This is a genomic window from Geomonas ferrireducens (genome assembly GCF_004917065.1).
GTDB classification, from domain to species: Bacteria; Desulfobacterota; Desulfuromonadia; order Geobacterales; family Geobacteraceae; genus Geomonas; species Geomonas ferrireducens.
Genome location: NZ_SSYA01000001.1, coordinates 1 through 20,275, shown reverse-complemented (window position 1 = coordinate 20,275; position 20,275 = coordinate 1). Strand labels below are relative to the sequence as shown.

The 20,275-nt window shown below is 60.5% G+C and carries 19 protein-coding genes and 1 tRNA gene; 16 read left to right on the top strand and 4 right to left on the bottom strand.

Annotated features, from left to right (window positions below; translation table 11 throughout):
- Positions 1-2: 2 nt before the first annotated feature.
- The 5 genes from ispH (at position 3) to E8L22_RS00085 (ending at position 3,849) form a co-directional block, all read left to right on the top strand.
- Complete coding sequence (ispH, locus tag E8L22_RS00105) at positions 3-854, top strand: 4-hydroxy-3-methylbut-2-enyl diphosphate reductase (RefSeq protein WP_136523272.1); 852 nt, start codon at positions 3-5, stop codon at positions 852-854.
- 68 nt (positions 855-922) lie between these two features.
- Positions 923-2,674, top strand: a complete 1,752-nt coding sequence (locus E8L22_RS00100; RefSeq protein ID WP_136523271.1) for a 30S ribosomal protein S1 — start codon at positions 923-925, stop codon at positions 2,672-2,674.
- A gap of 54 nt (positions 2,675-2,728) precedes the next feature.
- Positions 2,729-3,010, top strand: coding sequence for an integration host factor subunit beta (locus E8L22_RS00095; RefSeq protein ID WP_135870610.1), 282 nt, complete (start codon positions 2,729-2,731; stop codon positions 3,008-3,010).
- A 21-nt stretch (positions 3,011-3,031) separates the two neighbouring features.
- A tRNA-Leu gene (locus E8L22_RS00090) sits at positions 3,032-3,118 on the top strand.
- Positions 3,119-3,189: 71 nt separating this feature from the next.
- On the top strand, positions 3,190-3,849 hold the full coding sequence (locus tag E8L22_RS00085) for a DUF3109 family protein (RefSeq protein ID WP_136523270.1): 660 nt from the start codon (positions 3,190-3,192) through the stop codon (positions 3,847-3,849).
- Positions 3,850-3,870: 21 nt separating this feature from the next.
- On the opposite strand, the gene E8L22_RS00080 is transcribed toward E8L22_RS00085, so the two are convergent.
- The gene (locus E8L22_RS00080; RefSeq protein WP_136523269.1) at positions 3,871-5,058 is read right to left on the bottom strand and encodes a TerC family protein; all 1,188 of its coding nucleotides are present in this window, start codon (positions 5,056-5,058) and stop codon (positions 3,871-3,873) included.
- A 15-nt stretch (positions 5,059-5,073) separates the two neighbouring features.
- Positions 5,074-5,214, bottom strand: a complete 141-nt coding sequence (locus E8L22_RS21340) for a hypothetical protein (protein WP_162604748.1) — start codon at positions 5,212-5,214, stop codon at positions 5,074-5,076.
- A 424-nt stretch (positions 5,215-5,638) separates the two neighbouring features.
- Between E8L22_RS21340 and E8L22_RS00075 the strand changes: the two genes are divergently transcribed.
- Both E8L22_RS00075 and E8L22_RS00065 read left to right on the top strand, forming a co-directional pair.
- Positions 5,639-6,010, top strand: coding sequence for a hypothetical protein (locus E8L22_RS00075; protein WP_136523268.1), 372 nt, complete (start codon positions 5,639-5,641; stop codon positions 6,008-6,010).
- Between the two features lie 504 nt (positions 6,011-6,514).
- Complete coding sequence (locus E8L22_RS00065) at positions 6,515-7,141, top strand: fibronectin type III domain-containing protein (protein WP_136523266.1); 627 nt, start codon at positions 6,515-6,517, stop codon at positions 7,139-7,141.
- 71 nt (positions 7,142-7,212) lie between these two features.
- On the opposite strand, the gene E8L22_RS00060 is transcribed toward E8L22_RS00065, so the two are convergent.
- A complete protein-coding gene (locus tag E8L22_RS00060) occupies positions 7,213-7,635 on the bottom strand; it encodes a pyridoxamine 5'-phosphate oxidase family protein (protein ID WP_136523265.1) in 423 nt (140 codons plus the stop codon).
- A 243-nt stretch (positions 7,636-7,878) separates the two neighbouring features.
- On the opposite strand from E8L22_RS00060, the gene E8L22_RS00055 reads away from it, so the two are divergent.
- Both E8L22_RS00055 and E8L22_RS00050 read left to right on the top strand, forming a co-directional pair.
- Positions 7,879-8,241 carry a hypothetical protein gene (locus E8L22_RS00055; protein WP_136523264.1) on the top strand — a complete coding sequence of 121 codons (363 nt, stop codon included), beginning with the start codon at positions 7,879-7,881 and terminating at the stop codon, positions 8,239-8,241.
- A gap of 15 nt (positions 8,242-8,256) precedes the next feature.
- Positions 8,257-8,451, top strand: coding sequence for a hypothetical protein (locus E8L22_RS00050; RefSeq protein WP_136523263.1), 195 nt, complete (start codon positions 8,257-8,259; stop codon positions 8,449-8,451).
- Between the two features lie 159 nt (positions 8,452-8,610).
- Here the strand turns inward: E8L22_RS00050 and E8L22_RS00045 are convergent, their stop codons facing one another.
- Positions 8,611-9,045, bottom strand: a complete 435-nt coding sequence (locus E8L22_RS00045; protein ID WP_136523262.1) for a BON domain-containing protein — start codon at positions 9,043-9,045, stop codon at positions 8,611-8,613.
- Positions 9,046-9,260: 215 nt separating this feature from the next.
- On the opposite strand from E8L22_RS00045, the gene fusA reads away from it, so the two are divergent.
- From fusA to E8L22_RS00010, 7 genes are all read left to right on the top strand, one after another.
- Entirely contained in the window at positions 9,261-11,360 is a 2,100-nt protein-coding gene (fusA, locus tag E8L22_RS00040; protein ID WP_246044580.1) for an elongation factor G, read from the top strand.
- Between the two features lie 138 nt (positions 11,361-11,498).
- A complete protein-coding gene (locus tag E8L22_RS00035; protein ID WP_136523260.1) occupies positions 11,499-11,681 on the top strand; it encodes a hypothetical protein in 183 nt (60 codons plus the stop codon).
- A gap of 83 nt (positions 11,682-11,764) precedes the next feature.
- The gene (locus E8L22_RS00030; protein WP_136523259.1) at positions 11,765-12,724 is read left to right on the top strand and encodes a YbgA family protein; all 960 of its coding nucleotides are present in this window, start codon (positions 11,765-11,767) and stop codon (positions 12,722-12,724) included.
- 189 nt (positions 12,725-12,913) lie between these two features.
- Positions 12,914-14,899, top strand: coding sequence for a heterodisulfide reductase-related iron-sulfur binding cluster (locus E8L22_RS00025; RefSeq protein WP_136523258.1), 1,986 nt, complete (start codon positions 12,914-12,916; stop codon positions 14,897-14,899).
- Between the two features lie 145 nt (positions 14,900-15,044).
- Positions 15,045-16,859, top strand: coding sequence for a transporter substrate-binding domain-containing protein (locus tag E8L22_RS00020; protein ID WP_136523257.1), 1,815 nt, complete (start codon positions 15,045-15,047; stop codon positions 16,857-16,859).
- Positions 16,856-18,262 carry a sigma-54-dependent transcriptional regulator gene (locus E8L22_RS00015; protein WP_136523256.1) on the top strand — a complete coding sequence of 469 codons (1,407 nt, stop codon included), beginning with the start codon at positions 16,856-16,858 and terminating at the stop codon, positions 18,260-18,262. Before E8L22_RS00020 ends, E8L22_RS00015 begins: the two co-directional genes overlap by 4 nt.
- Positions 18,263-18,659: 397 nt before the next feature.
- Positions 18,660-19,976 (top strand): dicarboxylate/amino acid:cation symporter, encoded by a 1,317-nt coding sequence (locus E8L22_RS00010; RefSeq protein WP_136523255.1) that lies wholly within the window; start codon positions 18,660-18,662, stop codon positions 19,974-19,976.
- Positions 19,977-20,275: the final 299 nt, after the last annotated feature.

Here is a 20,275-nt window from a genome sequence, read left to right as displayed (position 1 = left end):
GCATGGAAGTCATACTCGCAAAACACGCAGGGTTCTGCTTCGGGGTCAAAAGGGCGACGCACCTGGCCTTCGACGCAGCCGACCGCGGCGGTGACACCTACACCTTGGGTCCCATCATCCATTCGCCGCAGGTCGTGCAGCGGCTCGAAGAGATGGGGGTCAAGTCGGTGGAGAGCGTCGAGGAGGTCAAAAACGGCGGCACCATCATCATCCGCTCCCACGGCGTCGCCTCGAGCGAGCTTGAGGCTGCGGTGCAGGCGGAACTCGAGGTGGTAGACGCAACCTGCCCGTTCGTCAAGAAGGCCCAGGAGCACGTGGCGACCCTTTCCAAGGAGGGGTACGACGTGATCGTCGTGGGTGACGCCGTGCACCCCGAGGTGCAGGGGATCGTATCCTATGCGACGGGGCGGGTATACGTGGTCAGTTCCGGCAAGGAAGTAGACCGGCTGCCGCGCATGGCCAAGATGGGGGTGGTGGCGCAAACGACCCAGTCCTTCGAACACCTGAATGACGTCGTCGCCTCCTGCCTGGAGCGCGGGGGGGAAACCCGCGTCTACAACACCATTTGCGATGCCACGGCGGTGCGCCAGTACGAGACCAAGAAGCTTGCCGGAGAGGTCGATTGCATGATCGTCATCGGCGGTTTCAACAGCGCCAACACGAAACGCTTGGCCCAGATCTGCCGGGAGCTCCTGCCGCGCACGCACCATATCGAGACCGCCGGGCAGATCGATCCGGCCTGGTTCGAGGGGGTGAGTCGCGTGGGGGTCACGGCGGGCGCTTCGACGCCGAAGTGGTTGATCGATGAGGTGATAGCTCGCATTTCGGCTATAGATGAAGATAAAATAGGTTGATATTTTTGGCCGATGTGCTAGATTAGCTCGATTTTATACGGAGATTACACGAGGGGGTACAGTTTTCGATGGGTGAAGAAAAACGCAGCTTCAAGAAAAAAGATATGCCGATTAGGCGGTTACACGATAATGACGAGGAGCTGGACCAGGCCGAAGGTGGCGAGTTTGCCGACCTTTTCCAGGACAGCCTGAGGCAGCCGCAGAGCGGCGAAGTGGTCAAGGCCGTCGTGGTCCAGATCGAGCAGGACGTGGTGCTGGTCGATGTCGGCTACAAGTCCGAGGGTGCCATCCGCATTGCCGAGTTCATCGACGAGAACGGCGACCTGACCGTCAAGGTCGGCGACGAGGTGAACGTCTACTTCGAGCGCGGTGAGAACATCCGCGGCCACATGGTCCTTTCCAAGAAGAAGGCCGATTCCCAGGTCGCCTGGGAGACCATCGCCGCAGCCGGCGAGGGTGGCGTAATCGAAGGGAAGATCACCGGCAAGGTGAAAGGCGGCATGACCGTAGACGTCGGCGTCGAGGCGTTCCTCCCGGCATCGCAGGTTGACCTGCGTCCCGGCGGCAACATGGACCGCTTCATCGGCCAGACCTACCAGTTCCGCATCCTCAAGCTGAACAGAAAGCGCGGCAACCTCGTGCTTTCCCGCCGCGTCCTTCTCGAGGAGGAGCGCGACAAGGCAAGGACCGAAACCCTCGCGACCCTGAAAGAAGGCGACATCGTGAACGGCCAGGTGAAGAACATCGCCGAGTACGGTGCGTTCGTCGACCTGGGCGGCGTTGACGGTCTCCTCCACGTCACCGACATGTCCTGGGGCAGGCTTGGCCACCCCTCCGAGATGGTGAAGGTGGGCGACACCCTGAAGGTGATGGTCCTCAAGTACGACCGCGAGAAAGGGAAAATCTCCCTGGGCCTCAAGCAGACCGTGCCCGATCCGTGGCTCAACGTGGGCGATCGTTACAGGGAAGGCGAGCGCGTCAGCGGCAAGGTCGTGAGCCTCACCGACTACGGCGCATTCATCTCCCTCGAGGACGGCATCGAAGGCCTGGTGCACGTCTCCGAGATGTCCTGGACCCGCCGTGTACGTCATCCGTCCGAAATCCTCAAGGTAGGTGAGGACGTCGAGGCAGTGATCCTCGGGGTCGATCCGGGCAACCGCAGGATCTCCCTGGGCATCAAGCAGACCGAAGTGAACCCTTGGACCGTGATCGGGGAGCGTTACCCGGTCGGTACCAAGATCGAAGGCCAGATCAAGAACATCACCGACTTCGGTGTCTTCATCGGCATCGAAGACGGCATCGACGGCCTGGTCCACGTCTCCGACATCTCCTGGACCCGCCGCGTGAAGCACCCGGGCGAGCTCTTCTCCAAAGGGCAGACCGTTCAGGCCGTCGTTCTCAACATCGACGTCGAGAACGAGCGTCTCTCCCTCGGCATCAAGCAGCTGGTTCCGGATCCGTGGGAAGAGATCCCCAGGAAGTACAAGCCGGGCTCCAAGGTCAACGGCAAGGTGACCTCCGTGACCGACTTCGGCATCTTCGTCGAGATCGAGGAAGGGATCGAAGGTCTGATCCATGTCTCCGAGATCTCCTACGAGAAAGTCGCTTCCCCGAAAGACTTCGCCAACGTAGGCGATGAGCTCGAGGCGGCCGTCCTGAACGTGGACATGGTCGAGAAGAAGATCGCCCTCTCCATCAAGGCGCTGCAGACCGCGATGGAGAAAGCCGAGATGGCCTCCTACATGGGCAGCCAGGGCGAGGCAACCTCCAGCTTCGGCGATCTCCTCAAGGAGAAGCTGAAGAAGAGCACTGAAGAATAGACCAGTCACTTCGCCGACTGAGTAATCTAATAGTTTTTTGACTGAGGTGTTTAAATGACAAAGAGCGAACTGATCGACAAACTGGTGGAAGTGCGTGGTGCCCTCACCCGCAAAGATTCCGAAGCAGTAGTCTCCATGGTATTCGACGCCATGAGCGAGGCCCTCACCAAGGGCGACAAGGTGGAGATCCGTGGCTTTGGCAGCTTCACCATCCGTGACCGCGAGCCGCGCGAGGCCAGAAACCCGAAGAGCGGCGAGATCGTCAGCATTCCGAGCAAGAAAACCCCGTTTTTCAAGACCGGGAAGGACCTGCGCGAGCGCGTGAACAACATCTAGCAGCAAGTTGAACGGGAATCGGCCCGGATGGCGGAATTGGTAGACGCAAGGGACTTAAAATCCCTCGTTCGCAAGGACGTGCCGGTTCGACCCCGGCTCCGGGCACCACGCATACCCGAAAATTGAACACGAAGAGGGGCCGCTGAAAGCGGCCCCTCTTTTTTTCAGTGCTGTCCCCGATGGTGACGACAGCCTTAGCCCAGGTGATGGAAGAAACGCTCATGGAAAAAGGTGCGCAGATGATGGTCAAGGGGTGCGATCCGGCCGGATGCCAGGCCCTTTGCTGCTACGACGGGGTCTACCTCCTGCCCGGGGAGGCTGAGATGATCCGCGCCGTGGTGCAGAGATACCCAGAGCACTTCCGGAGTCTCCCCGCCGATTTCATCGTGAGCGGTGCATGGCCTGATGGGACCGAGGGGGTAAAGACTGCGACGCGCCCGTTCGCCTTTTCGATAGACGGTTTTCCCCCCCATTTCAACAAAACCAAGTGCGTTTTCGCCACCTCGGATCACATGTGCCTGCTGCAGGCGCTGGCCGTTGAACTTGGCGTCCACAAGTGGACCTTCAAGCCGACCGCCTGCTGGCTCTTCCCGCTTACCATACAGGAGGGAGAACTGGCTCCCCCTCCCATGCCCGGCGAACCCGATCCTGACTACGTCGATGCTTCCTACCCAGGCTACGTCACCTTCGTTCCCTGCGGCAAATTCACTCCGGATGGAGAACCATGGCAGGAGGCATTCGCCGAGGAGATAGCTTTCTTCGAGACGGTCGATCAGCTCCCGCTCTGGGCCAACCGCGGGCTCTCCCTGGAGGAGATCATCGAGCGCGCAAAGCCGTAGTTCTCTTTCTCCCCACTTGCCTCAGCCGCCATGCGCGTCCGTCCCGCGCGTTTTCCAGATCGAGTATGCAAACCCGCCTGCAAGCAGCCCCAACGTGATCGCCAGCGACCACGATGCCGGGAACTTTTCCCATCCCATCAGATTGGAGATGAACACCTTGGAGCCGATGAAGATGAGGACCAGGGACAGCGCGTACTTGAGGTAGGCAAAGCGCGCCATCATCGCTGCCAGGGCGAAGTAAAGGGCACGCAGCCCCAGTATAGCGAAGATGTTGGAGGTGTAGACGATGTAAGGATCGGTGGTGATGGCAAATATCGCCGGAACGCTGTCTACGGCGAAGATCACGTCGGCGATCTCGATCATGAGCAGGGTGAGGAACAACGGCGTGAAATGGGTGCCCACCTTTCCTGACCTGGTATCGGGAAGGCGCACGCTGAAATCCTGACCTTCGATGGCATCGGTCACGCGCAGATGCCGTCGAAGCCACATGAGCAAGGGGTTTCCCGCCAGATCCGTTTCTTCCTGGTGTGTCAGAAAGGCAATCTTCCCCCCGAGCAAGGCAGTCGCCGCGGTGAGCAGGTAGACCGAAGCCTGGACCGCGACCCCTTCGCCGCTTTTCGCCATGCCGACATAGGCGGCGAACCCGAGGGCGGTGCAAACCACTGCCCAGGCCATGGCGGCAGCGTGACGAGCGCCGCGGAACGACTCAAGCACCGACTGCGCTCCCTCGGTCAGCACCAGCAGCTTGTATCCGGTCAGCAGCAGAAACAGCGCAAAGATGTAAAGCACCCACCCGAACTGGGAGACGAGGGTGGCCCCAAGCGCGATCATGATGGCGCGCAGGATGATGACCCCGAGGATGCCCCAAAAGAGCACCCGATGCTGGTATTTCCGTGGAACGGCGAAGAAGGAGAAGATCATGGCGATGACGAAGATATTGTCCATCGCCAGCGATTTCTCGACGACGAAACCGGTCAGGTACTCCAGTGCCGGCTCCCTTCCCATCTCGAACCAGATCCATCCGCCGAAGGCGAGAGCGATGGTGATGTAGAACGAGGAGAGCAGCAGACTCTCCTTCACGCCGATCTCATGCTGGTCCTTGTGCAGCACTCCCAGGTCGAGTACGAGCAGCACGATAACCACAGCAACAAAGACAAGCCACATCCAGATCGGCTTACCCAAGAATATCGTCGCAAGAAGTAGTTCCATGGCATGTCACCCCAATTAAGAATTGCGGCTGCGCCGGTCATCTTTGACCGGTACCGGGACGGGGACCGGCGGCAGAACGACGGGCAACAACGAGTCCAGCCACTCACGGATGCGATCCCCTATCTTCGTAACTGTTTCCTTCATCGACCTCTTCATTTTTACTCCTCCGTCGGCATTTATCTGCCGTGGCATAAAAAAAAAGACCTTTACCCGGGCATGTGCCTGGATAAAGGTCTTGTTGGCGTTCTGCTGCTCCGGGTCCCAGGCCTTAGGCCGTATTGACGAGAACCGGATCGGTCTTTTCCGGTGACCGATAACTACTCCCCTTTATTTACTGCCAATGTAATAAGGACCGTTTGCCGTGTCAACGGAAATCGGTTCCCGACGCAGCAACATGCCCCCGCATACCGGCACCGTTAGAGTGCAACCTGTTTCACCTAGGCAACGACTCTTTGCACCACCTCGATCCGTTGTAATGCGGTAAGTGTGCGTTACCACGTGTTCAGGGGGAAGCTGTCCCGTTGGCACGTCTTATGTAGAAAGGAGGTGCAGTCGCAAAAAACATCAAAGGAGAACCATCATGAAGAGAACAATGGCCATTTATGCAGTGACAGCGCTTACCCTGCTTTCCTTTGCCTCCCAGGGCATAGCTCGCGGTGGGATGGGAGGTGGCTCCGGCCACGGTTCCGGCATGGGCTCCGGGCACGGTACCGGCATGGGGTCCGGCGCAGGTTCCGGGACGGGTACAGGTGCCGGGATGGGCACAGGCGCGGCGATGGCTGGCACCCATCTCGGAACCAGCGCCTCCGCGTCGATGACCGGCCAGGCCATGTCGGCCACGGCGACTACGAAGCAGTCGACTATGCAGCAGTCCATGAAGGATAGGGCTCTGGCACATGCCGCCATGCACCAGCCTGCGGCACCGACTTCTTCCACACCCGGCAGCTTATAGCGTCGGCCACAGCCCAGGCACCTTTACAGCCCTGCCCCTTACGGGGACAGGGCTTTTTTGTCAGCACGACCAGATCGCAGAAGGTCTCCGCAGTGTGCAAGAGGTCTCCGCAGTGTGCAAGAGGTCTTCCGCAGTGCGCAAGAGGTCTTCCGCAGTGTGCGAGAGGTCTCTCGCAGTGTGCAAGAGGTCTTCCACAGTGTGCAAGAGGTCTCTCGCAGTGTGCAAGAGGTCTTCCGCAGTGCGCAAGAGGTCTCTCGCAGTGCGCAAGAGGTCTCTCGCAGTGTGCAAGAGGTCTTCCGCAGTGTGCAAGAGCTCTCCCGCAGTGTGCAAGAGCTCTCCCGCAGTGTGCAAGAGCTCTCCCGCAGTGTGCAAGAGCTCTCCCCAAGCCCAGCATGTCGGGGGAAGGGGGCGCGCCTTTGGTTGAATTACGGTTGCCAACTCGCCCCAGCTGAGTATACTCCCTTCCAGATGTATTAAAAAAAACCAATTCAAACGGGAGGCGACATGCAAATACCAACTGCGTACCGGAGGATGAACGCCGTCGCTCTGATTAATGAGCTAGGTTCGGTAGCTGCTGCGATGGAAAGTAACGCCGCTTTCAAAAACGGAATACCTCAAGGCGTGCCAAGTGCAGCCGAGCTACTGACCACCAGAGAGAGGCTCAAGTACACCCATGAAGGGGCATTGACACATGATTCGAACAAGATCCAGGAACGCAAGTCGGCTGAGGCTGAAGCTGTGAAAAAATTGGACTCGGTGGCGGCATACTATAACCTCGCCGCCGTGAGCGATCCGGGTGTAGTTCAGTACACAGGCTTCACGCCAAATGCTCCGCGTAAGGGGGACCCTATCCTGTTGATGCCGCAAGGGGTCGCCATATATCAGGGGCCTGTTTCCGGCAGTGCCGCTATCACGGTGAATCCGCTCCCGGGGGTAATACTGTGGGAACTGAAGGTGGGGGAAGGGGACCTTTCCGTTGAAAGCAACTGGCGCCCTCACGTTTTCAACGCTGGTGAAACCATGGTGGTCCACGGCTTGACCGTCGACCGGGAACACGGCTTTCGCGTCAGGGGACACAACCGCTCCGGCGCGGGGCCGTGGTCGCCGCCGGTCACCTTCTTCCCGAAATAGGACGAAGCAATAAAAAAAGGCGTCTCCCCTTGGGGAGACGCCTTCCTCTTTGAGAAGGGTGTGCTCAGCGCTTAGAGCTGGATGTACTCCTTGGGTTCGGTGTTGGTCGACATGGTCCATACGGTGGCGTTCCCTTTTTTCAAGACGTACACGGCCAACTGTTCGTAACCCACTTTTTCCACCCACGGCCTCAGGAACTCCCGCTTAGCCACGATTTCTTTCTTGAGATCCAGGTCCTCGAGCGCTTCTACGGTCCCTGCGATCCTCACCTGGATCAGGTTCTCAAATATGCCGTTGCTGAAACAGAGCTCGACCCTCGGGTTCTTGTTCAACTGACGGTAAAGATCCTTGATCTTGCCGGTATTAAAAACGATGCCGTTTTCATCGGCCCGGTAGAGCAGCATCCCCCTTACATGCGGAATGTCGCCGTCGACGGTGGCCATGTGGAAAATAGGATTCGAGTTCAGAAACATCAGTATTTCATTTCTAGTCATGGGGCACTCCTTTACGGGCGGTGATCATCGCCGGTGGCTGAGATACGGGATATTATACAACAATCCCGTTATCTGCAAGAATGATCAGATGAGTAACGGCAGGTCCTTTCTTTCACCTACAAAAACCGACGGTAGGGCATGGTGAGAAGGCTACTGTTCGGTACAATTTAAAGCAGCAATGCTTCCTGCAAGCGTACTGATGCCATAGCTCGCAAACGCATCATGACAGGAGGACGAGCAGCCATGAAAACGTTGGTTTTTCTGATCGTGCTGTTTATTACGGCGTTTCCGGCCTACGCCATCGATAAAGACAAAGTTTCCCACTTCGCAGGGGGGGGCGTGTTGGGCCTCACCGCTGATACAATTATCTATCACACGAAGGACTGGGAGCAGCCGCAGCGCATGGTCATTTCCGGGGGACTCGCTTTCATCCCCGGTTTTGCCATAGAGGTGGTCGATGAATTCAGCGGAACGCACTTCAGTTGGTATGACCTTTTGGCTGATGGACTGGGGTCTGCGACCGGGGTGGTGGCTGGGGAGCTGATAAACGGCAAGCTGTGGATTTCCGCGTCGCCCCGCCGGGTCAGTCTGACGGGGCATTGGTGATCCGGAGGCTGGATTATGAAAGAAGAGAAGCGCGCCGACCCGGCGGAGCGTTGGGTGGCGACCTTTACCTGGGAAGATCGGCTCATCGCGCGATTCTTCCCGCGTTTTTTTAAAAAGTACGCTCCAGAGGAGGTGCAGCAGCAATGGGCGGCAATCCTGGCCCGTAAGCAGCAGCGCCGGTCTGGGCAGGATGGTGACCCCGATACGTAAGGAGCGTTCCACTCCTATTGCGGCTTGGGGTAGGCCACTACACCCGCAGGTTGGGGCTTTACCCACCCCGGCCCCCTCCCGCCTTCAAGGACCTTAGCGCCGCGACGCGCAGGTCCGTCAAGCGGGAGGGGGATGAGGAGGACTACGGTTCGCCTGCGGCTACTTCTCCGTCTGTTCCTTTTTCTCCTTGTCTTCCTTTTTTCCCTTCTTGGTTTTGGCGGGGGCAATCTCGATTTCGTTGGTTATCTTACCCTTCCCAACAACCTCTTCCGCTGCCTTCTCAACCGCTTTCTTTTCGTCTGCGTTCTTCACAGGGCCTTTCAATGTCACGTGACCATCTTTGGTGATGATCTTCACGTTGTGCGCCTTTATCGAAAGGGACTTGTCCTTTACCACGCTGCGCCGAATTTCCCTGGTTATCTCGCGGTCAGTCTTGTTCTCTTTCTGCTGCTCGGCGGTTACTCCCTTTTCGGCGTTCTTTTGGGTGTTGTCCGCTTTGCTTGTGCTTTGTTGGGCAGCATGGATCTTGACCGGGGCGCTCAGTGCGACGGCAGCCGACAGGCTCACTGCTAGCATCATGCTCATCTTTTTCATGCTTTGACTTCCTCCTTGGGTGTGATGTAAGAGATGCTCTTTTGTTTGGTTGGAAAAATTTAATATAAAATGCCGAAATGTCAACGCTAGTGCGAGGAACGTGCAATGAGCCCGGAGCGAGGAGTGGCAGAGACGACGTTTTGACTTCTGTGTCTGGTCCGATATCATTGAACTTTTCGAAGGTGACGAGAAAAACCAGCAAAAGGAGAAGCACCATTACCGCGAGCGACGTTTCCCACATACGCAATATCGGCATCATCTCCCATATCGACGCGGGCAAGACCACCGTCACCGAGCGCATCCTCTTCTACAGCGGCGAGACGCACAAGATGGGGGAGGTGCACGACGGCCAGGCGGTCATGGACTGGATGCCTCAGGAACAGGAGCGCGGCATCACCATCACCGCCAGCGCAACCTCTTGCCGCTGGGGCGAGCACCGCATCAACCTGATCGATACGCCCGGGCACATCGACTTCACCATCGAGGTGGAGCGGAGCGTCCGTGTCCTGGACGGCGCAGTGGCGATCTTCAGTGCCGTGGAAGGGGTGCAGCCGCAAAGTGAACTGGTATGGCGCCAGGCGGATCGCTACCGGGTGCCGAGGGTCTGCCTTATCAACAAGATGGACCGGCTCGGTGCGGATCACGAGCAGGTGCTGCGCCAGATGGAGCAACGTCTTGCGGCGAGGCCGATGCTCTTGCAGCTTCCCGTCGGCACCGAGGGGGGCTTTAGCGGCGTCATCGACGTGATTGAAGAGGACATGATCGTTTTCTCTGAGACCGACCTCGGACGGACGGTAGAGCGTAAGCCTGTCCCTTTACAGCACGAGGAAACCCTCCGAAACGCCCGCATGGCCGTCACCGAGGCCGCCGCGGACTTCGACGATCAGGTCATGTCGGACTTTCTCGAGGGACGCGCGGTAGAGAGTGAACGCCTGAAGGTCGCGCTGCGTCGCGGAACCATATCCTGCCGTATCTTCCCCGTGCTGCTCGGATCGGCCTTGCGCAACAAAGGGGTGCAGCCGGTACTGGACGCGGTTTGCCTCTACCTCCCGTCACCGCTTGACCTCCCGGCGATGATAGGGCGGCACCCCGGAAGCGGAGAGGCGGAAAGCTTCAGTTGCGACGCGGACCTGCCGCTGCGCGCCCTGGCCTTCAAGGTGATGGCGGAAGAGGGGCGGCGGCTTACCTATGTGCGCATCTACAGCGGCAGGATGAAGCAGGGCGCGAGCGTGCTGAACCCCGGGCGCGGCGCGGGCGAGCGCATCAGGCACCTCTTCAGGATGCACGCCCATCGCAGGGAGGAGGTTCCCGAGGCCGTGGCGGGGGACATCGTCGCGGTGACCGGATGCCAGACGACCCTTACCGGCGACACCCTCTGCGCTCCCGAGCATCCACTGCTTCTCGAGGGGGTAGCCGTGCCCGAGCCGGTGGTGTCGGTGGCGGTGGAAGCGAAAGGGGCTGAGGACCGCGGGAACCTTCTCGGTACGCTGGATTACTTCCAGTGGGAAGACCCGACCTTCAGGGTGCACGAGGACAAAGAGACAGGGCAGACTATCCTGACCGGGATGGGGGAACTGCACCTGGAGATCATCGTCGACCGGCTGCGCCGCGAGTACGGTGTTCAGGTGAAAACGGGGCGCCCGCGCGTGGTGTACCGTGAGGCCATGCGGCGCGAGGTGGTGCGCCGTGAGGTCTTCCAGACCATCGCCGAGCGTCGTCCCGAGCAGGCGGAGCTTCTCCTGCGCCTGACGCCCACGTCGCGCGGTTCCGGGGTCCGCATCATCCTGCCCACCCCGGTCGCACCGATCACCCCCGAGCTGCTCGCGGCGGTCGAGCAGGGGATCATGGAGGCGTGCCATGGAGGGTGCCTCACCGGCTATGCCATGACCGATCTCGAGGTGCAGGTCGTGGAAGTTCCCGTCGAGCCGGGTGTCGCCCCTAGCGAGCCTGCTTTAAGAGGGGCGGCGCAGCGGGGAGTTGTGCTGGCGGCCCGGGAGGGGGAGCCGATGCTTCTCGAGCCGATCATGAAGCTGGAACTGGAGACTCCTGCCGATTACCTTGGAAAGGTGCTGGGAGGGCTGCAGCAGAAAAGGGGGAAGGTGGAAGGGCTGGACCGGCGGGGCGAGGTCGAAGTCGTGCGGGCGAGCGTCCCCTTGGCGGAGATGTTCGGTTACATGACGGAGCTGCGCAGTGCGACCAAGGGGAGAGGGAGCTACACCATGGAGTTCCAGGGCTTCGACGAGGCGCCTGCGGAGGTGCAGGAACGTTTCGGCCTGGCGGGAAAGGGAAGGTCCGGCGGGACGACGTCCGGCTGATGACACTATTTTTGCGGCTGTCGTGTTTTTCGCACCCCTCCTGTAAGTGGTTTGTCGATAAATCAGCTGGTTACGGTTTTGGCCGGGTATTTGCTCCTATGGGTCTGTTTCTTCATCCTGTCGCAAAAGGAGCAAGACGTGCTTTCATCGTTCCAGTCCTACCCAACCCACCGCGAGAACTCGCTGAAGCAGCAGCAGATGCTCCATCGCTCCGTCCCCTCCGTTCCGAAGCACGACTCAAGAGTGCCGCAGCCCCCAAGGCAGGTGCGGCTCTACGTCGGAGAGGGGATCTTCGCGCAGCCGTCTCCCCCTATGGTCTGAAACGCGAGATTTTGAGCTGGCGCAATACCAATCTTTCTGCCAGAATCCGCCTAAAGCCGTTACTTTGACGTGAGGTCTTCCCCATGACGCAAACGAGTGCGGCGCCCATAAAGATCGGGGTGAGCTCCTGCCTGCTAGGCGAGAAGGTACGCTATGATGGCGGTCACAAGCACGACCGCTACCTGACCGACGTGCTCGGACGTTTCTTCGCCTTCGTTCCTGTCTGCCCTGAGGTCGAGTCGGGCATGAGCGTGCCGCGCGAGGCGATGCGCCTGGAGGGAGACCCCGAGCATCCGCGCCTCATCACCCACAAGACCCGCATAGACAAAACCGGCCAGATGCTTGCCTTCTGCCGCGATAAGGTCGCGGCCCTTGCCCGGGAGGAACTGTGCGGGTTCGTCTTCAAAAAGGGGTCCCCCTCTTCGGGGCTCTTCCGTGTCAAGGTGTACCGTGACGGCATGCCGGCCAGAAGCGGCAGCGGCCTCTTCGCGCAGGCGATGGTAAGGCGGTTTCCGCACCTCCCGATGGAGGAAGAGGGGAGGCTGAACGATCCGGTGCTGCGTGAGAACTTCATCGAGCGCGTCTTCAGCTGCAGGCGCTGGAAGGATTTTCTCGCCGGCAACCCCGATCTTGGCGGCCTCGTCGATTTCCACACCCGACACAAGCTCCTCGTTATGTCCCACTCGACGCAGCACTACCGGGAGATGGGGGCGCTGGTGGCGCATGGTCGGGAGATCGCGCTTCCCGAACTCCTCGAGCGCTACGAGGAGCTCTTCATGACCGCCCTGGAGCTGCACGCCACGGTAAAGAAGCAGACCAACGTGCTGATGCACGTGATGGGCTATTTCAAGAAGGAACTCTCCGGGGAAGAGAAGCAGGAGCTTCTAGGCGTCATCGGCGACTATCACGACGGCCTCGTACCGCTCGTTGTTCCCATCACCCTGCTGCGGCACTATGTCGCCAAATACCGGCAGGAGTATCTGGCAAAGCAGGTCTACCTCGCCCCCCATCCCGCAGAGCTCATGCTGCGCAACCACGCCTAATTCAAAAGGAACGGAGGACAGCTCGCCCAAGCGTCCCCCCCTTTGCGAAGGGTGTATAGACCGGGGACATGGGGGATTTGCCCTGGTCAGTCCGCCTAAAGAGGGGGACTGGTCTTCACTGCATAATTTCCTGTCCCTCGCGTCCCGCTTCGGTTATAGTTTCCCAATTCCGCACCTCGGGGGGACTCAATGGAAGCGACGCGCGAGATCTACTGGAACGTCAACCACGGCCTCATCTGGGTCATGTACCTCTTCGCGTTCCTGGCCGTAGGCGCCTGCGGTTTCGGATTCTGGAAGCGGCTCCCCATGTACCGGCAGGCAAAGCCGCTGGAGCGCCTCGATCGTCTTGCGCTGCGCATAAAACTCATGCTGCAGGGGGCCCTGACCCAGGCCAAGGTGCTCCGGGTGCCTGAGCCGGGAACGCTGCATGCCTTTTTCTTCTGGGGCTTTTTGCTGCTGTTCATCGGCACCCTACTCATCATGCTGCAGGTGGATTTCACCGTTCCCCTCTTCGACCTCACCTTTCTCAAGGGTACCTTCTACAAGACCTACTCCATAACTCTCGATATCGCTGGGATGGTCGCGATCCTCATGCTGGCGGGGCTCTTCGTGCGCCGCTTCTTCGTGAAGCCCGAGGGGCTCGTGACCAAGCGGGACGACTACCTGGCCCATGCCCTCCTCTTCACCATCCTCGTGTCCGGCTTCGTCATCGAGGCGCTGCGCATGGCGGCTACCGAGGTGACCGTGAACCCGGAGCTTGCCCGCTTCTCCCCCGGTGGCCTCCTGCTCACGCCGCTTTTTACCGGCTGGGACCTCGGGAGGATCTCCCTGGCGCACAAGGTGCTCTGGTGGGGGCACTTCTTTCTTGCCATGGGGTTCATCATCGCCATCCCCGGCACGAAGCTTAGGCACCTCTTCACCGACCCTGCGAACTACCTATTCACCGACCTGCGCCCGAAGGGGAGCATCGCGACCATCGATCTCGAGGACGAGAGCGCGGAGCAGTTCGGCGCCGCCAAGGCGACCGATCTCGCCTGGAAGGACGTCTACGACGCAGACGCCTGCACCCTGTGCAAGCGCTGCCAGGATCGCTGTCCCGCCTGGACCACCGGAAAGCCGCTCTCGCCGATGCGGGTGGTGCAGCAGGTCGGGGAGATGGCGCTCAACGACCCGCAGGGGGATCTCTGCCGCTGCGTGACCGAAGAGGTGCTCTGGGACTGCACCACCTGCCGGGCCTGCCAGGAGATCTGTCCGGTCGACATCGAGCACGTGAACAAGATCCTCGAGATGCGCAGAAACCTGGCTCTCATGGAAGGGAAGTTTCCCGGCGACGAGGTGCGCGGTGCCATCGCCAACTACGAGGTGAACGGCAACCCCTTCGGGCTCGGGTGGGCCGAGCGTGGCGCGTGGGCGGAGGGGGTCGACGTTGTGACCCTGGAAAGCGGCGAGCCCTTCGACGTCATGTACTTCGTCGGCTGTTACGCCTCCTTCGACCGCAGAAACCAGGAGGTGGCGCGTGCCTTCGCGAGGATCTGCTCCGCCGCCGGGGTGAGGCTCGGCATCCTGGGCAAGGAGGAGAAGTGTTGCGGCGAGCCCCCGAGGAAGCTGGGGAACGAGTACCTCTACCAGACCATGGCGCGGGAGAACATAGAGAGGATCAAGGGGTACGGCGTCAAGCGAATCGTCACCACCTGCCCGCACTGCTTCAACACGCTCGCCCGCGATTACAAGGAGCTGGACTTCGACCTTCCCGTGCAGCACTACACCGTCTTCGTGGCCGAGCTGATCGAACAGGGGCGCCTGCAGCTCACGAAGGGGGAGAGCTTCGACTGCACCTATCATGATTCCTGCTACGTCGGGCGCTACGCCGACATCTTCGAGCCGCCGCGCGAGATCATAGAGAGGCTCGGCGGGAACATCACCGAGATGGACAGAAACCGCATGGAGAGTTTTTGCTGCGGCGGGGGAGGGGGACGCATCCTCGCCGAGGAGCGGGTCGGGACCCGGGTGAACGTGGCGCGCGTGCAGATGGCCGGGGAGACCCGTGCGCCGATGCTCGTATCGAACTGCCCCTTCTGCCTCACCATGTTCGAGGACGGCATCAAGACCGGCGGGTACGAGGGGGATATGGCTGCTAAGGACCTCGCGGAGCTCGTGGCGCAGCGGCTTGCCTAGCCCTCTCCCGAAGGGAGAGGGGGGATGGAAAGACTTTTTATAATGAGCTTCATTGACTTGTGCGCCTTGCGCGTGCGATAGTGGGACGGGCTCTCCCGCTGCCGACCCGAGGGGGAGCGCCGCACCAACGCACAAGGATGGAACAGTGGTTCACGACGCCTGCACAGGCACAAGAAAGTCCTTCGACAAGAAGTTCAGGATCCGCATCTTCCATCCCGTAGCCGGTCTTATCTTCCTCACCTTCCTGCTCTTCACCCACGCGGCCCTCGCCGCTTCCGGGGGGCTCCTCCCCGACCAGCCGGTCCACTTCGACCCCGCTTCGACCATCGTGGTGGGGGGAGACCGTGCCTACCCACCCTACGAGTTCATCGACAAGGACGGCAACCCCGCCGGTTACAACGTCGACCTGACCCGCGCCATCGCCGAGGTGATGGGGATGAAGGTCGTGTTCCGTTTCGGCAACTGGTCCGAGGTGCGCGCCGGACTTCAGGACGGCCACATCGACATCCTGCAGGGGCTTTCCTACTCGGCGCAGCGCCTGCAATCGGTCGACTTCTCTCCGCCGCACACCATCGTGCACCACGCCATCTTCGCAAGACGCGATACGAAACCTGTGCGGGGGCTCGAGGAGCTGCGCGGCAAGAAGGTGCTGGTCTTTCAGGACGGCATCATGCACGAGCGCCTGAAGCAGTTGGGCTTCGCGAAGGATCTGGTGCTCACCCCCACCCCCGCCGAGGCGATGCGGCTTTTAGCCTCCGGTCAATGCGACTACGCGGTTGTGGCGCAGTTGCCGGGGATGTACCTGATCCGCGAGCTGCACCTGACCAACGTGGTGCCGGTGGCGAAGGCCGTGGTGAGCGAGCAGTACTGCTACGCGGTGAACCGCGGCAACCGGGAACTGCTCACACGCTTCAACGAGGGGCTTGCCATCGTCATCAAAACCGGGCAGTACGCCGAGATCTACAACCGCTGGCTCGGCGTGAACGATCCTCCGAGGGTGACACGGGAGCTTGCCATCAGGTACGGCGCGATGATCCTCGTGCCGCTTCTCGTGATCCTGGCGGTCACAGCACTCTGGTCGAAGACCCTCCACAAGCGGGTTGCCGAGCGCACGACCGCTCTCGCCCAGGAGGTGGCCGAGCGCAACAAGGCGCTGGATGAGTTGAAACGCCACCAGGACAAGCTGATCCAGGCGGACAAGATGGCTTCCCTCGGCACGCTCGTTTCCGGCGTCGCCCACGAGATCAACAACCCCAACGGCCTGTTGCTCCTCGACATCCCGGTGCTGAAAAGGGTGCACGACGACGCGGGTGAGATCCTGGAGACCCATTTCCAGGAGCACGGCGACTTCATGCTGGGGGGCGTTCCATATTCGGAGATGCGCGAGGAGATCCCGCGCATCCTGGACGAGATGCAGGACGGCGCCCAGCGCATCAAGCGCATCGTCAACGACCTTAAGGACTTCGCCCGCAAGGACATGGGGCAGAAGACGCTCATCGACTTGGACGCGGTGGTGCGAACGGCGCTGCGCCTCGTCGACCCCACCATCCGCTCCTCGACGAACCATCTCCAGTCCGCGCTGCACGGCTCGCTTCCAAGCGTGCTCGGCAACGCCCAGCGCCTGGAGCAGGTCATCGTCAATCTCGTGCTGAACGCCTGCCAGGCGCTCCCGGACCGGGAGTGCGGCGTGTTCATCGGCACTAGCTATCAGCAGGACGAAGGGGTGGTCCGGCTCCAGGTCACCGACCAGGGGGTGGGGGTGGCGGAGGAGCATCTGCCGTACCTCATGGACCCCTTCTTCACCACCAAAAGGGACAGCGGCGGAACCGGCCTCGGGCTCTCGGTTTCCGCGGGGATCGTGGAGGAACACGGCGGCGCGCTGCAGTTTTCTTCCGCTGCCGGCTCCGGCACCACCGTCATCCTCTCGCTCCCCGTCCCCAACAGGAGTAAGGAAGCATGAAAAAGACCCTCTTCCCCGCCTTCAGCATCCTACTGGTCGACGACGAGCCGGCCTGGCTCAAGTCCTTCTCGCTCACGCTCAAAAGCTGCGCCGGGATCAACAACATCGTGACCTGCCAGGAGAGCCGCGAGGTGATGGGGCTCCTCGACCAGGGAGGGATCGGCCTCGTGCTCCTGGACCTCACCATGCCGCAGCTTGCCGGCGAGACGCTCTTGCAGCAGATCGGCGAGCGGCACCCGGGGATCATGACCATCATCGTGAGCGGCATGAACCAGCTTGAGACCGCGGTGCGCTGCATGAAGCTTGGCGCCTTCGACTACATCGTGAAAACCGATGAGGAGGACCGGCTGGTCGGCGGGGTAATGCGCGCCATCCGGATACTGGAGCTGCAGCAGGAGTTCCGCACCATGTCGGACCGCATGCTGTCGAGGCAACTGCAGCATCCGGAGGCCTTCACCGACATCGTGACCGGGGACCCGCGCATGCAGGACCTCTTCAACTACGTCGAGGCCGTTTCGCCAAGCCACCAGCCCCTTCTGATCACAGGGGAGAGCGGCGTCGGCAAGGAGCTTATCGCGAGGGCCGTACATACGCTGAGCGGCTGTTCCGGGCCGCTTGTTGCCGTCAACGTAGCGGGGCTTGATGACACGGTGTTTGCCGATACCCTTTTCGGGCACGTCCGCGGCGCCTATACCGGTGCCGATCAGGCGCGCCCTGGGATGATCGAGCAGGCGGGTAACGGCACGCTGTTTCTGGACGAGATCGGCGACCTGAGCATCGCGTCGCAGGTGAAGCTTTTGCGCCTGCTGCAGGAGGGTGAGTACTTCCCGCTGGGAGGGGACCGGCCCAAGCGGATGAACGCCCGCATCATCGTGGCAACGCACCGCGACTTGGCGGCGCGGGAGGCGGCCGGAGAGTTCCGGCGCGACCTTTACTACCGCCTCTGCACCCATAAGATCCACATACCCCCCTTGCGTGACCGGGTCGGTGACATACCTTTGCTCCTGGAGTATCTTTTGGCCGAAGCGGCGAAATCGCTGGGGAAAAAGAAGCCGACCCCGCCAAAGGAGCTGGCCCAGATCCTCGCCACCTACAGCTTCCCCGGAAACGTGAGGGAGCTGCGCGGCATGGTGTACAACGCGGTGAGCCTGCACAAGGAGCGTATCCTTTCCATGGACAGCTTCCTTAAAGCCATCGGGCAGAGCCGCAGCGATGAACCGCTGCCGGCGCAGGGGCAAAACCCCTTTGCCGTTTTCGAACGCCTTCCCACTTTTGCCGAGGCGGCGGAACTGCTCGTGGAGGAGGCGATATCCCGGGCCAACGGCGTACAGGCCATTGCGGCGCGCCTTCTCGGCATCTCGGCACCCGCACTCAACAAGCGTATCAAGATGTCACGTAAGTAGCCAGACACAGAAGAAAGTAGCTCGCCGCGCCCTTCGGGGCGCGATTTTTTTCACCGTTTTTTTCCCCCAGCACACCCTCCAGTACCCTCCAACGCGCTTCGCAACTGGCAATGGTGTTAACCATGGTTAAGACCTTAACCAGGGTTAAGTGCCGCATCTCACCGAAACACCACAGTTTTCTCAATTGCAATAGTAAAGGTGTTTTCTTTGGTTAACACCTTTGATGGTGCCTCTCGCGCTTAAAACGTTATTTTTGTATTCAATTTCGGTATCTTACATTCGTATACACACCTTGGTATTCGTCTTGCTGATATGAAGTGTCAAACGATGTTCCGGCGAAAAGAGCTGCAGATTCCATGAGCGGTTTTGCAATAGAAACATTTTCAAAGGAGAGACCATGAAAGCGAAGAAGTTTTACCAGGTTCTGTACTTCCAGGTATTGATGGCGATATCGATCGGGGTGGCCCTCGGCTACTACCTGCCCGATACCGGGGCGGAGATGAAGCCGCTTGGGGACGGTTTCATCAAGATGATCAAGATGATCATCACGCCCGTGATCTTCTGTACCGTGGTGACCGGCATCGCCGGCATGGACGACATGAAAAAGGTCGGGCGCGTAGGCGGCAAGGCCCTTTTGTACTTCGAACTCGTCTCCACCGTGGCCCTCGGCATCGGTCTCCTCGTCATCAATATGATCCAGCCCGGCGTCGGCATGAACGCGGACGTCACCAAGCTCGACACCAAGGGGCTCGCCACCTATACCGCCACCGCCGCCAAGTCGCACAGCTTCGCCGACTTCGCCCTGGGCATTATCCCGAACAGCGTCGTGGACGCCTTCGCGAAGGGTGAGATCCTCCAGGTGCTCTTCTTCGCCATCTTCTTCGGTATCGCCCTCTCCGCGCTCGGCGAGAAGGGAAAGCCGATCTACAAGTTCATCGATGACGTCTCCCACGCACTCTTCGGCGTCGTCAACCTGATCATGAAGTTCGCCCCCATCGGCGCCTTCGGGGCCATGGCCTTCACCATCGGCAAGTTCGGTCTCGGCTCCCTCGCGAAACTCGGCATGCTGATGGGCAGCTTCTACCTCACCTGTCTCCTCTTCATCTTCGTGGTGCTCGGCACCATCGGCAAGATCTGCGGATTCAACATCTTCAAGTTCATCGCCTACATCAAGGAAGAGCTCCTGGTCGTGCTGGGGACTTCGTCTTCCGAGTCGGCGCTGCCGCGCATGATGGCGAAGCTCGAGAATCTCGGCTGCACCAAGTCCGTGGTCGGTCTCGTCATCCCGACCGGTTACTCCTTCAACCTTGACGGCACCTCGATCTACCTGACCATGGCGGCGATCTTCGTGGCCCAGGCGACCAACACCCCGCTCACCATGACCCAGACCATCACCATCCTCGGCGTGCTGATGCTCACCTCCAAGGGTGCGGCCGGCGTCACCGGCAGCGGCTTCGTCACCCTCGCCGCGACCTTCGCCGCGATCCCGACCATACCGGTCGCAGGTCTTGCCCTCATCCTCGGCATCGACCGCTTCATGTCCGAGGCGCGCGCGCTCACGAACCTGGTCGGCAACGGCGTCGCCACCATCGTGGTCTCCCGCTGGGAGAAGGAACTCGACGTGGATCGCATGAGGCGCGTGCTGAACCACGAGGAGCTCGACGTTCCGGAGCTTGGGCTCATGGAGCCGGAGCTCGAGCCGGAAGAGGCGTAGAAACGTGTGCGGGCGGCCTGTTGGGCCGCCCGCCTTTTTTGGGCTCCCGAGAGGGAGCCTTTCGAAGAGGGCGAGCACGCTGTTGCTGCTGCCCTCTTTTTTTAAACAAAATTCCAGTAACAATGGGAGGAACGCCTAGTGAGTAAGAAGCTGTCAGCCCTGGACTACCATTCCGGCGGCAGGAAGGGAAAGATCGAAGTCATCGCCACCAAGCCGTGCCAGACCGCGGCGGACCTGTCGCTCGCCTACTCTCCGGGGGTCGCCGAGCCCTGCCTTGCCATCCAGCAGAATCCGGACGA